This is a genomic window from Arthrobacter gyeryongensis (assembly GCF_039543785.1).
GTDB classification, from domain to species: Bacteria; Actinomycetota; Actinomycetes; order Actinomycetales; family Micrococcaceae; genus Arthrobacter; species Arthrobacter gyeryongensis.
This window is the reverse complement of record NZ_BAABKK010000010.1, coordinates 458,404-471,181: the sequence shown is the minus strand read 5'-3', so window position 1 is coordinate 471,181 and position 12,778 is coordinate 458,404. Positions and strand designations below refer to the sequence as shown.

Annotated in this window: 14 protein-coding genes; 7 read left to right on the top strand and 7 right to left on the bottom strand. The window is 63.9% G+C overall.

What is annotated here, in order from left to right:
- From ABEA18_RS08935 to ccsB, 3 genes are read left to right on the top strand one after another with little or no spacing between them, the layout of a single operon-like run.
- Positions 1–756: a cytochrome c biogenesis CcdA family protein gene (locus ABEA18_RS08935; RefSeq protein WP_345448993.1), complete on the top strand. Its 756-nt coding sequence runs from the start codon at positions 1–3 to the stop codon at positions 754–756.
- Positions 756–2,519 carry a cytochrome c biogenesis protein ResB gene (gene resB, locus ABEA18_RS08930; protein ID WP_425550498.1) on the top strand — a complete coding sequence of 588 codons (1,764 nt, stop codon included), beginning with the start codon at positions 756–758 and terminating at the stop codon, positions 2,517–2,519. The genes ABEA18_RS08935 and resB overlap by 1 nt, the downstream gene beginning before the upstream one ends.
- A complete protein-coding gene (ccsB, locus tag ABEA18_RS08925; RefSeq protein WP_345448992.1) occupies positions 2,519–3,583 on the top strand; it encodes a c-type cytochrome biogenesis protein CcsB in 1,065 nt (354 codons plus the stop codon). The genes resB and ccsB overlap by 1 nt, the downstream gene beginning before the upstream one ends.
- Positions 3,584–3,717: 134 nt before the next feature.
- Here ccsB and ABEA18_RS08920 read toward each other — a convergent pair whose 3' ends face one another.
- Positions 3,718–4,095, bottom strand: a complete 378-nt coding sequence (locus ABEA18_RS08920; protein WP_345448991.1) for a PLD nuclease N-terminal domain-containing protein — start codon at positions 4,093–4,095, stop codon at positions 3,718–3,720.
- 81 nt (positions 4,096–4,176) lie between these two features.
- On the opposite strand from ABEA18_RS08920, the gene ABEA18_RS08915 reads away from it, so the two are divergent.
- Positions 4,177–4,485 (top strand): DUF4229 domain-containing protein, encoded by a 309-nt coding sequence (locus ABEA18_RS08915; protein ID WP_345448990.1) that lies wholly within the window; start codon positions 4,177–4,179, stop codon positions 4,483–4,485.
- A 194-nt stretch (positions 4,486–4,679) separates the two neighbouring features.
- Here the strand turns inward: ABEA18_RS08915 and ABEA18_RS08910 are convergent, their stop codons facing one another.
- From ABEA18_RS08910 to ABEA18_RS08890, 5 genes are all read right to left on the bottom strand, one after another.
- Entirely contained in the window at positions 4,680–5,561 is an 882-nt protein-coding gene (locus ABEA18_RS08910; RefSeq protein WP_345448989.1) for a 1,4-dihydroxy-2-naphthoate polyprenyltransferase, read from the bottom strand.
- Positions 5,562–5,622: 61 nt separating this feature from the next.
- Positions 5,623–6,756, bottom strand: coding sequence for an AMP-binding protein (locus ABEA18_RS08905; RefSeq protein ID WP_345448988.1), 1,134 nt, complete (start codon positions 6,754–6,756; stop codon positions 5,623–5,625).
- A gap of 9 nt (positions 6,757–6,765) precedes the next feature.
- A complete protein-coding gene (locus ABEA18_RS08900) occupies positions 6,766–7,731 on the bottom strand; it encodes a 1,4-dihydroxy-2-naphthoyl-CoA synthase (protein WP_345448987.1) in 966 nt (321 codons plus the stop codon).
- A 21-nt stretch (positions 7,732–7,752) separates the two neighbouring features.
- Positions 7,753–8,190, bottom strand: a complete 438-nt coding sequence (locus ABEA18_RS08895; protein ID WP_345448986.1) for a VOC family protein — start codon at positions 8,188–8,190, stop codon at positions 7,753–7,755.
- A gap of 67 nt (positions 8,191–8,257) precedes the next feature.
- Positions 8,258–8,986 (bottom strand): CPBP family intramembrane glutamic endopeptidase, encoded by a 729-nt coding sequence (locus ABEA18_RS08890; protein ID WP_345448985.1) that lies wholly within the window; start codon positions 8,984–8,986, stop codon positions 8,258–8,260.
- A 201-nt stretch (positions 8,987–9,187) separates the two neighbouring features.
- On the opposite strand from ABEA18_RS08890, the gene ABEA18_RS08885 reads away from it, so the two are divergent.
- Positions 9,188–10,666 carry an amino acid permease gene (locus ABEA18_RS08885; protein ID WP_345448984.1) on the top strand — a complete coding sequence of 493 codons (1,479 nt, stop codon included), beginning with the start codon at positions 9,188–9,190 and terminating at the stop codon, positions 10,664–10,666.
- 127 nt (positions 10,667–10,793) lie between these two features.
- On the opposite strand, the gene ABEA18_RS08880 is transcribed toward ABEA18_RS08885, so the two are convergent.
- Positions 10,794–11,534: a dienelactone hydrolase family protein gene (locus tag ABEA18_RS08880; protein ID WP_345448983.1), complete on the bottom strand. Its 741-nt coding sequence runs from the start codon at positions 11,532–11,534 to the stop codon at positions 10,794–10,796.
- 73 nt (positions 11,535–11,607) lie between these two features.
- On the opposite strand from ABEA18_RS08880, the gene ABEA18_RS08875 reads away from it, so the two are divergent.
- Positions 11,608–12,066, top strand: coding sequence for an SRPBCC family protein (locus ABEA18_RS08875; protein WP_345448982.1), 459 nt, complete (start codon positions 11,608–11,610; stop codon positions 12,064–12,066).
- On the top strand, positions 12,066–12,725 hold the full coding sequence (locus tag ABEA18_RS08870) for a pentapeptide repeat-containing protein (protein ID WP_345448981.1): 660 nt from the start codon (positions 12,066–12,068) through the stop codon (positions 12,723–12,725). The genes ABEA18_RS08875 and ABEA18_RS08870 overlap by 1 nt, the downstream gene beginning before the upstream one ends.
- The last annotated feature ends 53 nt before the right edge of the window (positions 12,726–12,778 follow it).

Below are 12,778 nucleotides of genomic sequence, written 5' to 3'. Positions count from 1 at the left end.
GTGAACAGCCCTTTCGCCGAGACAATCCTGAGCGGTTCCTTGCTGCTGGCCATCCCCGTGGCTTTGCTGGCCGGACTCGTGTCCTTCCTGTCGCCATGCGTCCTGCCGCTGGTACCTGGCTACCTTGGCTACGTGACCGGGCTGACCGGCGTCGACCTCCAGAAGCAAAGGCGCGGGCGCATGCTCGCGGGAATCGGCCTGTTCGTCCTCGGATTCTCCTCGATTTTTGTCCTGCTCGGTGGCGCGTTCGGCCAATTGGGAACACTCATCACCGGCCCGCAGAATGCGTGGATCACGCAATTACTGGGCATTCTGGTGATCATCATGGGCGTCGTGTTCCTTGGCGGCTTCGGTTGGTTGCAGCGTGACGCCAAAATCCATGCCAAGCCGCCAGCCGGATTGTGGGGTGCTCCCTTGTTGGGCATCACGTTCGGACTCGGCTGGGCCCCTTGTATTGGTCCCACCTATTCCGCCGTCCAGTTGCTGAGCCTTTCCGGGGGGTCGTCCGCCGCGAAGGGGGCCCTCCTGGCGTTTGTCTATAGTCTTGGCTTGGGCATTCCCTTCCTTTTGATAGCCCTCGCAGTCCGCCGGGGGATGGGTGTGATGTCCTTCTTCCGCCAGCATCGCCTCGCGATCCAGCGGATGGGCGGGGGCATCCTGATCCTCCTGGGAATCCTGATGGCCACGGGAGTGTGGGGTGCCTGGGTTACCGGGCTGCAGTACTGGTTCCAAACCGATGTGAAGTTGCCGATCTGATGAGCGAGCCCGTGCAAGGTAAAAAGAAGTCCAACAAGTCCGCCAGCGAATCCGCGGAAGCTGACAAGGCCGATGCCAACGCCACTGGCAAGGCGGCAGGCAAGGCGGCAGGCAAGGCGGCAGGCAAGGCCATCGACAAGGCGAAGGCCGAGGCGGCACTGCCGGTCCTGGGGATCATAGGCATGCTGCGCTGGGCCTGGACCCAGCTGACCAGCATGCGTACTGCGCTTTTCCTGCTGCTGCTCCTGGCCGTCGCGGCGGTTCCCGGCTCGCTGTTCCCGCAGCGCCCGGCGAACCCTTCGATCGTGACGCAGTACATCAGCGACCACCCGGACTACGGCAAGCTCCTGGACTCCGTGCAGCTCTACGACGTCTATTCCTCGGCCTGGTTCTCGGCGATCTATATTCTTCTGTTCATCTCCCTGATTGGCTGTGTCACGCCACGGGCCATCGCCCACTACAAGGCGATGCGCTCCCAGCCGCCGCGGACCCCGAAGCGTCTTTCCCGCCTCCCGGAGTACGGCACGCTTGTGCTGCCCGCGGACGCCGGGATCCCGGCGTCGAAGGCTATCTCGGACGCCGCCGCTGTACTGAAGAAGCGCGGCTACCGCGTGGAGGTTCGCGACGTCGACGCCGCCATGCCTTCATTGGGTGCCGAGCGTGGCTTCCTCAAGGAAGTGGGCAACCTTGTGTTCCACGCTTCGCTGATCGGAGTGTTGGTTTCGGTGGCGGTCGGCGGGCTGTTCGGCTATAGCGGCCAGCGCATCCTGGTGGAAGGCGATACCTTCGTGAACACCTTGGTGGGCTATGACCAGTTCAGCCCGGGCACCAACTTCCAGAGCAGCTGGCTGCAGCCGTACTCAATCCAGCTGAACAAGTTCGACGTGCAGTTCGACCGGGAATCGCCGGCGCACTTCGGCCAGCCCATCGACTTCACGGCCGACGTCACTACCAAGGACACCCCGGACGCGCCCGCCAAGAAGCAGGTCCTCAAGGTCAACGATCCCGTGACGCTTGGCGATACCAGCATTTACCTGACAGGCAACGGCTACGCTCCTGTGGTCACCGTCCGGGACGGCGCCGGCAACGTCGCCATGCAGGGACCTGTCGTGGCCAAGCTGCAAGGAGACAACTACTACTCCTCGGTGGTCATCAAGGTTCCTGATGCCAAGCCCGATCAGCTCGGCTTCGCAGGGTTCTTCCTTCCCACTGCGATGGTGACGGACAAGGGCCTCGCCTACAGCGGCGATCCCTCACTCATCAACCCGCAGTTGAACCTCAACTCGTACTACGGCGACCTCGGCCTGAACAAGGGCACCCCGCAGAACGTCTTCGAGCTAGACGTAGCCAAGCTGACCCCGCTCAACGGCCGCGGCATGGCGGACAAGGCCATCGCGATCGCCCCTGGAGGCACCTACAAGCTTCCTAACGGCAAGGGCAGCATCACTTTTGACGGCGTCAAGAAGTACGTCGGCGTCGACATCCACCACAATCCGGGCCAGGCCACCGCGCTCGTGTTCGCCCTGCTGGCGGTCGCCGGACTGATTCTCTCCCTCTACCTGAACCGCCGCCGCGTCTGGGTGCGCACCGGAACCCACGACGACGGGCGCACAATGGTGGAGTACGGTCTCCTTGCCCGCGGCGAGGACCACAGGCTGGCCGGCGAAGCTGCCGCGATCCGCGAACTGCTGCAACGAGAATGGCTGCTCCACACAGAGCAGTCCACCGACACCGTTTCTTCCTCAACCTCGAAGGACCAGTAATGCTCCCCATCAACGAAACCATGGGCCAGTACAGCGAGCTTTTCATGCTGCTCGCGGCCGGCACCTACACGGTGGCGTTCATCGCTTTCGCGTGGGACCTCGCCAAGAGCAGCAAAATGCTGAAGGCAGTGGACCTGAAGGCGGCCTCTTCGGTGGCAGCCGAGGTCAAGGTTCCGGTGGCTGCCGGCCGTGCCGGCGGAAACGACGTCGGGGGACCGGCCGGCCGTACTGAGCGTCCGACGTCGGCGATCACCTCCGTCAGCCAGACCGCCGGCGGCGACATGAAGTACGCCGCCGAGCGCCGCATTCCCGCCCGCGTGGCGGTGGCAGTCGCGATCATCGGCGTGGCAATCCATGGTGCCGGAGTCATCACCCGCGCGATCGGCGCGGGCCGCGTGCCGTGGGGCAACATGTACGAGTTCCTGACCACCGGCGCTTTCCTGGTGGTTGCAGTCTTCCTGCTCTCGCTCATCCGCCGCGACCTGCGCTTCCTGGGCACCTTCGTGCTGGGCCTCGCCGTGATCATGATGGTGGCCGCGTCCGTGACGTACTGGACCCCGGTGGGCCACTTGGTCCCGGCGCTGCAGAGCTACTGGCTGGTCATCCACGTCTCCATCGCAGTGATGTCCGCGTCCCTGTTCACCTTGACGTTCGCCATGTCAGCCTTGCAGTTGCTGCAATCGCACCGGCAGAAGACTCTGGCGGCCGGCGGCGTGGACAAACTGGGCTTCATGCGGCTCGTACCGAACGCGTTGAGCCTGGAAAACCTGTCCTACCGCATCAACACTGTGGGATTCGTGGGCTGGACCTTCACCCTCATGTTCGGCGCCATCTGGGCCGAGAAAGCCTGGGGCCGCTTCTGGGGCTGGGACACCAAGGAAGTCTGGACCTTCGTGATCTGGGTGGTCTACGCCGGCTACCTGCACGCGCGCGCGACCCGCGGCTGGACGGGAACCCGTGCGGCCTGGTTGTCGATTGCGGGCTACCTGTGCGTGATCTTCAACTTCACGGTGGTCAACGTATTCTTCAACGGCCTGCACTCTTACTCGGGTCTCTCGCAGTAGGGCTGCTCTTCCGAAGGGCGCCGTGCCGTCCTGACCCTTTTTGAATTGACGACGACGGCGACACTCCGCACTTGCGGGCGTGTCGCCGTCGTTCGCGTTTCAAAAGAGGTCAGGAAGGGCGGCCTTCAAAGCGGTCAGCTGTTGACGTCGCCGCTGTCGTCGGCCTTGGATTCGCCCTTGAGCTTGCGTTCCTTGGCTTCGAGTTCGGCCTTGAGCTTCTTCAGCCGTTCGGCTTCGGCCTGGTTGCGACGGCGGACCTCCAGGTTGCGGAGAAAGTCGGGGTCGTCGTCGGGCGCGGTGGGATGGTTCGCAGGCTGCGGGGTGGGCCGGATGTTGTACGGGCGGCCGATAAGGAACCAGAGAACCGCGCCGAGAACCGGCAACAGGATCATCACCACAATCCATGCGGTTTTGGAAATTCCCCGGGTAGAGCGGCGGTCGGTGCGGATGACGTCCACCAGCCCATAGACGAACACAAGCAGGACGGCGACTACTGCAACAACGCGGAGCATACCGTCAAGTCTAGTCGCCGTCGGGCCTGGTGATAGCTGCGCGATCAGGGTGCAATCAGGCTGTGAGGCTAAACTTGATCCGTGGCTTTCCTCAAATACTCCCTGATCCGTCTGGCGATCTTCGTACCGCTCTTCGTCCTCTTCGCCCTCCTGCAGACGGGCTTGTTCCTGGCGGCGATTTTCGCGGGCCTCATCGCGTTCGCCCTCAGCTACCTGTTCTTCCAGAAGCAGCGCGACGCCGCCACTGCCGCCATGCGCGAACGTTTCTCCGGGCGGGCCAAGCCCATCCGCTCTGCGTTGGAGATTGAAGATGCCTCGATCGAGGACAGACTGGTCGATGAAAACCCCGCGGTAAAGGTCGAGAACGACCGCCGCCCCAAGGAAGCCTAGAAACCCAAAGCCCAGATGTGAGCGAGGGTTGGGGGAGGACGCCCGCTCACATATGTGGCACTTTCGACCGACGCCGGCTCACATGATGTGAGCGAGGGTTTGGGGAAACCGGGCTATATGTGAGCGAGGGCTGGCGAAAACCGGGCTATAAGTGAGCGGGCGTTCGGGGAAACCGGGCTATATGTGAGCGAGGGTTAGAATCCGTGGCTCAGGATGAGGCCCAGTGAGAACAGCACGCTGTAGCCAAGGTTTATCATTCCGGTCTGCTTGAGCACCGGGATAAGGCTCTTGCGCTTCCGGCCGTTGACCATGAGCCAGGCCGGCATGAGGCAGGCGGGAATCAGCAGCAGCACTATCAGCATCCAAGGCTTCGTGGGCGCAAGCACCACGACCAACAGGATCGCCACGGCCAGCATCAGGACGTAACTCTCGCGGGCGTGGCGGTCGCCTAGCCGCACGGCCAGCGTCCGCTTGCCCGCCGCCGTATCCGTGGGGATATCCCGCACGTTGTTGGCCATCAGCAAGGCACACGCAATCAATCCCGTGCCGATGGCGCCGATGACGGCCGGAAGGCTCACTTGACCGGCTTGCGTATAGGTGGTGCCGAGCGTTGCCACCAGGCCGAAGAAAACAAACACGAACAGGTCGCCAAAGCCCATATAGCCGTACGGATTCTTGCCGCCGGTGTACCCCCACGCAGCAAGGACGCAGCCGATTCCCACCAGGATCAGCCACCAGCTCTGCGTGATGAGCACCAGTACCAGGCCGAAAATCATGGCCAGGCCGAACGCACCGAAGGCAGCCCACTTGACCTGTGCCGGGCGTGCTACACCGGAGCCGACCAGCCGGAGCGGACCCACGCGGTCCTCATCGGTGCCACGGATACCGTCCGAGTAGTCGTTGGCGTAGTTGACCCCGATCTGCAGGAGCAGCGCCACGAGGGCGGCGAGGATGGCATTCAAGAGCCGGAAAGATTGCAGCTCGTAGGCGGCCGCTGTGCCGATCAGCACCGGAGCGATCGCCGCCGGCAGGGTGCGCAGGCGGGCGCCTTGAATCCATTGTGCAGCTGTTGCCACGTTCAGTACCTCGTGTTGTTTCGCGTTGGGGGAAGGCAAATGACGGTCAGGGAGGACGTGTCTATTCTCCCTGATGCACCTCGGTGAGCAGCTCGATCATCGCCAGCCGGTCCGGCTTTCCATTGGGGAGCATGATGAGGCCATCCGTCGTCAGCACCGTTTTGGGAGCGAGGGTGCCCAGCGATTCCTGGCAGCGGGCCTTGTAGTCCGCGATGCTTTCCGGGGAGCTGTCCTCGACGGCAACATAGGCGGCCACCGCCTGGCCCCACTCGCGGGAAGGCACCCCGGCCACGAAAGCCGCCGTGACGCCGTCGAACTTTTCAAGCTCCGCCTGGATGAACGCCGCAGAGGCTTTCACGCCACCGGTGATGATGACGTCGTCGGCGCGCCCCAGCACCGTGAGGGTTCCGTCGTCGGCGAGCTCGCCGAGATCGTTGGTGCGGTACCAGCGGGTGCCGTCTTCCTCGAAGAACGCTTCGGCGTTCGCCTCCCGCGCGTCCAGGTAACCGGAAGCCACAGTGTCGCCGCCCAGCAGGACCCGGCCGTCGTCGTCGAGCATGACCTGGACGCCCTCAAGCGGCCTTCCGTCGTACACGCAACCGCCGCACGTCTCGGCGGAGCCATAGGTGGTCACGACCTTCAGTCCGGCCTCCCTGGCGGCGTCCAGCAGTGAGGCGGGTGCAGGCGCGCCGCCCAGGAGGATGCCGTTGAAACGGCGAAGTACTGCGAGGGTCTGCGGCGATGGTGAGTCCAGGAGCCTCTGCAGCTGCGTCGGCACCAAGGAGGTGAAGCGGATCGTGTCGGTCAGCTCTTCGGCGGCGGCGGTGAAGGCCTCCGGAGTGAAGCCGTTCGAAAGGTCCATGGCCCACGGACGCGTGCCCGCGAAGAGCGAGCGGACCAGCACCTGGACCCCGGCAACGTATTGCAGCGGCAGGGCCAGGAGCCATTGGCCCTCGCCCCGGAGCGCGATGGCGGTGGCCATGGAAGAAGCGGCGAGCTCATCGACCGTGAGCACCGTGGCCTTGGGTGTACCGGTGGAACCGGACGTGCGGACCACCACCGCGGCGTCCTCGAAACCGGGCGTTTCAACGGGGACCGCCACCGGGGTGCCGTCCTCCGGGACGACGATTTCGACGGCGGGGCCCTCATCGTGGAGGGCGGCGGCCAGGGCTTTGAGAACGGGATCGATGTTCACGGGCGAGTCCTAGAAGTAGTACGGAAAGTTGGACCAGTCCGGATCGCGCTTCTCGAGGAAGGCTTCCTTGCCCTCGACGGCTTCGTCCGTCATGTAGGCCAGGCGCGTGGCCTCCCCGGCGAAGACCTGTTGGCCGGCCAGGCCGTCGTCGGCCAGGTTGAAGGCGAACTTGAGCATGCGGATGGCCTGTGGGGATTGGCGCGCGATGTCCGCGGCGTACTCCAGTGCGACTTCCTCGAGTCGCTCGTGGTCCACGGCTTCGTTGACGGCCCCCATGCGGACCATGTCCTCCGCGGAATACTCGCGGGCCAGGAAGAAGATCTCGCGGGCGGCTTTCTGCCCGATCTGGCGGGCGAGCAGCGCCGAGCCGTAACCGGCGTCGAAACTTCCCACGGTGGCGTCTGTCTGCTTGAACTTGCCGTGCTCGCGCGAGGCGATGGTGAGGTCGCTCACGACGTGAAGGGAGTGTCCGCCGCCAGCGGCCCAACCGTTCACGACGGCGATGACCACCTTGGGCATGGTCCGCATGAGCCGCTGGACTTCCAGGATGTGCAGGCGCCCGGCCCGGGCGGGGTCGATGCTCTCCTGCGTCTCGTTGGTTGCATTCGCTACTGCGTAGCGGTAGCCATCGCGCCCGCGGATCCGCTGGTCCCCGCCGGAACAGAATGAATGGCCGCCGTCCTTGGGGGAGGGGCCGTTCCCGGTGAGGAGCACTGTGGCGACATCCGGAGTCATCCGGGCGTGGTCCATGGCACGGTAGAGCTCGTCAACGGTGCCGGGCCGGAAGGCGTTGCGGACCTCCGGGCGGTTGAAGGCAATCCGGACCGTTGGAAGATCCCTCGTCACTTTTCCGTCTGCGTCCCGCTCGACCTGCCGGTGGTACGTCATGTCCTGGAAATCGTCGAAACCGGACACTGTACGCCAGCGGGACGGGTCAAAGACGTCGGATACCTTGGCGGGGAAGTCGTTGCTCACCCTCAGAGTCTAGTAATCCCCTCAGCTGATGCAGAACTCGTTGCCTTCGGGATCCGCCATGGTGTGCCATTCGTGCGGCCCTTGCTTGGCCGTCCACAGGTATTTTGCGCCCCTGGCTTCGAGGGCGGCGCGCGCCTCGTCCTTGTCCTGTCCGTTGAGGCGCACGTCCCAGTGAACCCGGTTCTTGACGGTTTTGTCCTCTGGAACGGTCTGGAACAGGAAGCGGCGGCGGGTGTCCTTGTCCTGGTCTTCTTCGGGGCCGATGGCCGCACCGTCTTTCCATACGAGCTTGCCGTTGTGGGTGGTGGTTTCTTCCTCCGTGGCGAAGCCTTGATCCACCATGGACCGGATGAACGCCTCGTCCTGGGGTTCCACGATCCACTCGAGCGTCTCGGCCCACCAATCGGCGAGGACGTGCGGATTCTTGCAGTCGATCACTACCTGAAAGTTCAGTGCCATGGACTGAACCTACGACGACGGCGCTTGGCCGGGGAAGTGCCTGGCGGACAGTTCCGGTCCGGGTTGGTTAGCCGCCGAGGAGTTGCGGCGGGATCGCGTAGATCAGCACCACGGCCAACAGGTTCTTGGCGGCGTGAACGAAGTAGGAGAACATCACGTTCTTGCCCGTCCAGACGTAGACGGCCACCAGGACAACTCCCATTCCGAGGTACGGCGCCAGGGCGGGAAGCACCAGGCCTTCACGTCCCACCACGTGGATAGCGGCGAAACAAAGTACGGACAGGACGCAACAAAGCCAAATATTGACGCGACGGGACAGCTTGCCGATCAGGAGGTGCCGGAACAGGTACTCCTCCACGAAGGGACCCAACACCACCAGCAAAGGCACCACGAACCAGGCCGGCAGTTGCAGGACCAGGGACTGCAGGCCCAGTTGGTTCTGTGACTCCTTGGCCGAGCCCGTAACTGTCATCAGGATGGCGGTGATCACCAGCATTGCCACGATGGACAGCGGAATCATCGCAAGCGTGAACCACGGACGGGTGGCCAGGATCAAGAGGTCGCGGGCTATGACGCGCCACGCAGCGGCTACGGCGAACAGGCCCACCGAAGCGTAGAAAGCGAGGTTGATGGCGAAGACGGCGGTTGCGGGGTCGGGGAAGACCTGCTGCACGAAACCCGTCACCGGGCCCGTGGCGAGGCTCAGGACAACCGCCAATGACACATAGAGTCCGAAAGCCGCAGCGTCCAAGCCCGTGAAACGGTATAGCCTGCCGGCTGGCGGAATGGTGCCCATATGTCCAGCGTAGCGCCCCGGTTTGTTGCCCGCGTCACGCTCCGCCGAAATCACCGGGTACGATGGTTTTGCCGGATTTACCTTCGACGCTTCCGTGTTTTCGCCACTGATTCGACTTGCCAACAAGCCAAAAGCTCGAATTGCTTGTGCCGATGCGCGTGAAGCCAGGACCGGCATATCCTCAACCCACAAGGAACAGCTGTGCCTCAAAACACCACAACCGACCTTCAGCGTGAGCCGGGAACCCTGGCTGCGCCCAGTACCTCTACAACTTCCGAAAACCTCAGCGCCGAGGGCTACCAGAAGACCCTGAGCCGCCGCCATGTCACGATGATCGCGATGGGCGGCGCGATCGGCGTTGGCCTCTTCATGGGTGCGGGTGGACGCCTCGCCTCAACCGGCCCGGCCCTCATTTTCTCCTACGCCATTGCCGGCGTCATTGCCTATCTGCTGATGCGGGCCCTTGGCGAACTGATCATGTACCGCCAGACCTCCGGCTCCTTTGTCAGCTACGCCGGTGAAATGTTCGGCAAAAAGGGCGCCTTCCTCTCCGGTTGGATGTACTTCATCAACTGGGCCATGACGGGCATCGCCGAACTCATTGCCATCGGCCTGTACTTCCAGTTCTTCTTCCCGAACGTTCCCGTTGAGCTGTCCGCCATCGCCGCGCTGGTGCTGCTGGTGGCCGTGAACCTGTTCAGCGTCAAGGCCTTCGGCGAGTTCGAGTTCTGGGCTTCCTGCCTCAAGGTCGCCGCGATCCTGATCTTCCTGGCCGTGGGCACCTTCATGGTGGTCACGAACGCACAGGTCGGCACCGGTCATGCTTCCGTGGGGAACCTCTTCGCTGCCGACGGCGGCATGTTCCCTAAGGGCGGCCTGGTGATGATCCTGGTCCTCAACGCCGTGATCTTCGCTTACAACGCCATTGAACTGGTCGGCATTACCGCTGGCGAGATGCAGAACCCGGAACGCGAAGTGCCCAAGGCGATCCGCGCCGTCGTGATCCGCATTGTGGTTTTCTACGTCGGTTCCGTCATGCTGCTGGCGATGCTGCTGCCTTCGGACCAGTATCACGCGGGAACCTCCCCGTTCGTCACGGTCTTCGGCCAGATGGGCTTGCCGTGGATGGGCGACGTCATGAACATGGTCGTCATCACCGCCGCACTGTCCTCATGCAACTCGGGCTTGTACTCGATCGGCCGCATCTTCCGCACCATGGCCAACAACGGACATGCCCCCAAATGGCTCACCAAGATGTCCACCCGCCACGTGCCGTACGCGGCCATCCTGGCAATCGGCGCTGTCTACCTCGTGGGCATCCTGCTCAACATCTGGTTGGGCGGTTCGCACGCCTTCGACCTCGCGCTGAACACGGCCTCGATCGGCGTCATCTTCACGTGGGGTTCGATCTTCGCGAGCCAGATCGCGCTGCGCAAGAAGAAGGGCAACGTTTCCAGCCTGCCGATGCCGGGTTCCCCGTGGACCAGCTGGGTTGGCCTGGTCGCCCTCTTGGCCATCACCGTGCTGATCGGCATGGACACCATGACGGACAAGGCCACGGGCGAGGTGTTCCTCCTTGGCCTCTGGACCTTGGCCACCATTCCGTTCTTCGCCTTGGTGCTGTGGCTGGGCTGGCAGAAGGTCAAGAACAACGAGCCGAAGAGCGAGCTTTTTAGCTAGTCCCCACCGGCTCCCACCCACCCGCGATCCGTTGCTCCCCACCGGCTCCCAGCCTTCGCAAGCTCAGGCCGGGGCCCTCGCCGGCGTGGGCCCCCGTAACTGCCGTTTTGAGCGCTCAGAACGGCAGTTACGGAGCAGTCGATGACCCCTTCAGGTGCTTCGCGAAGTGGTCCTCGATCCGCTGCCAGGCCTCCGGTGCTGCAACCGGATCGGGCTTGATGCCCATCACCCGCATCAACGGCCGCAGTGGCCGGGGCCCCACCGGAACGTCGTTCATAAAGGCGTGGCCCGCCGTCGGGAATTCCTTGACGTCGTGCTCGATCCCGAGGTTCGTCAGAGCAGCCTCCAACTTCGCGGCCGCTCCCGGCATCGTCCGGTCATTGCCTCCGTAGTTGGCCACCACCGGGCACGCCCCCTCCAAAGCCTGCTCCAGATGCCGCGGCAACTGGCCGTAGTTCACGGAGGCGGCGTCGAAGTCGTCGTGGGCCGCCAGCAGGGCGAATGCTCCGCCCATGCAGAAACCGATGACCCCTACTTTTCCGGTGCACCGGGCATCGTTGCGGAGCCAGGTCCGCGCAGTGGACACATCCGTGAATGCCCGGCCCGTGCCCGACCCCAGGGAGCGCATGGTCGCCACGAGGCAGCGCCTCGCGCCGCCGTCGCTGTAGAGGTCGACGGCGAGCGTCAAGTAACCGGCCGAGGCGAGCCGGTCTGCGTGCCGCCGCATCACGTCGTCGAGCCCGAAGGCCTCATGGATGAGTACGACGCCGGGAAACGGCCCGTCGCCGTCGGGCTCGGCAAGGTACCCCTGCAGGGTCCGCGAGCCTCCTGCCGCCACGCTGTCCGCGCTCAAGTCGATGTGCACCATGGGTGCAATCCTGCCAGACCCCGCAAGTGTCTTGTCGGCTGTTTTTGTCGGCGGTCGCGGCTAGGCTCGATGCATGGACCACAGCACCACTCTCAGCCAGCACGTCAACGCCTCCCGGGAGAAAGTCTGGGCCGTCATCAGCGATATTCCGGGCTCGGCCAGGACGCTCTCGGGCGTCAAAGCCATTCAGATGCTCAGCGAGGGACCCTACGGTGAGGGCACGCGGTGGAAGGAAACCCGCTCCATGATGGGCAGGGAGGAAACCGTGGTCATGCACGTTTCCCAGAGCGAACCGCCGCGCGGCACCACGGTCAAGGCGCGGCGGGGCGGTGCCGACTACACGACCCGCTTCACCCTCGAAGAGCGCGACGGCGGGACCGAACTGGTGTTGTTCTTCGGCGCGGAGGTCCTCAAGCCGACTTTCTTCAGCAAGCTCATGATGGCCGCGTTCGGAAAGCTCGGGATGAGCGTCACGCGGAAGGCGCTCGCGAAGGATCTCGCCGAGATCGCGGCGAAAGCGGAGGCCCTCTGATGGCGGCTGTCGCCAAAGTGACGGCGCCCCGCATTTCCCCGATCAGGCTCGACGAACTCCGCGACGACCCCGCGCCGGACTTTCAGCGCGGGGAACGGTACGACGGCGTCCGCCTCACCCGTGCCGTGGCTGACGGAGCGGAGCTGAGCGGAGCGGACTTCATCGAGTGTGAATTCAACGGAGTCTCCTTCAACGAGGCACAGCTGCGTGGCGCGACCTTCCGGGATTGCATCCTGAATGAGCCCTACGCGCCGGTATTTACCGCTGCGCGCACCTCATGGCGCGAAGTGGAGATCAGCAACCCGCGTTGGGGTTCCGCGGAGATGTACGAGGGTGCCTGGCACTCAGTAAAGATCGACGGCGGCAAGCTGGACTTCCTGAACTTGCGTGGATCCAAGCTCACGGACGTGGTGATCACGGGCTGCATCATCAACGAGCTCGATCTCGGGGCTTGTACCGCGACCCGGGTTGTGCTCAAGGATTGCACCATCGGGACGCTGGATGTCACCGGGGCCAAGCTCAAGGATGTGGACCTGCGTGGCTCGGACTTCCGGATGATCAATGGACTCGGCGGCCTGTCCGGCGTGGTCATCGATGATTACCAGCTCAGCCTGTTGGCACCCCTTTTGGCCGGACATCTGGGTATCCGGGTGGTCTGAGTGACAGTTGACCGCTAGGTGACGGTATACCGGGCGACGGTTGACCGGTGCGC

What these genes read in the sequence shown, in the direction of transcription:
- resB (WP_425550498.1), top strand. Translation starts at nt 756, where the DNA reads ATGAGCGAGCCCGTGCAAGGTAAAAAGAAGTCCAACAAGTCCGCCAGC.
- ccsB (WP_345448992.1), top strand. Translation starts at nt 2,519, where the DNA reads ATGCTCCCCATCAACGAAACCATGGGCCAGTACAGCGAGCTTTTCATG.
- ABEA18_RS08920 (WP_345448991.1), bottom strand. Translation starts at nt 4,095, where the DNA reads ATGCTCCGCGTTGTTGCAGTAGTCGCCGTCCTGCTTGTGTTCGTCTAT.
- ABEA18_RS08895 (WP_345448986.1), bottom strand. Translation starts at nt 8,190, where the DNA reads ATGGCACTGAACTTTCAGGTAGTGATCGACTGCAAGAATCCGCACGTC.
- ABEA18_RS08890 (WP_345448985.1), bottom strand. Translation starts at nt 8,986, where the DNA reads ATGGGCACCATTCCGCCAGCCGGCAGGCTATACCGTTTCACGGGCTTG.
- ABEA18_RS08880 (WP_345448983.1), bottom strand. Translation starts at nt 11,534, where the DNA reads ATGGTGCACATCGACTTGAGCGCGGACAGCGTGGCGGCAGGAGGCTCG.
- ABEA18_RS08875 (WP_345448982.1), top strand. Translation starts at nt 11,608, where the DNA reads ATGGACCACAGCACCACTCTCAGCCAGCACGTCAACGCCTCCCGGGAG.
- ABEA18_RS08870 (WP_345448981.1), top strand. Translation starts at nt 12,066, where the DNA reads ATGGCGGCTGTCGCCAAAGTGACGGCGCCCCGCATTTCCCCGATCAGG.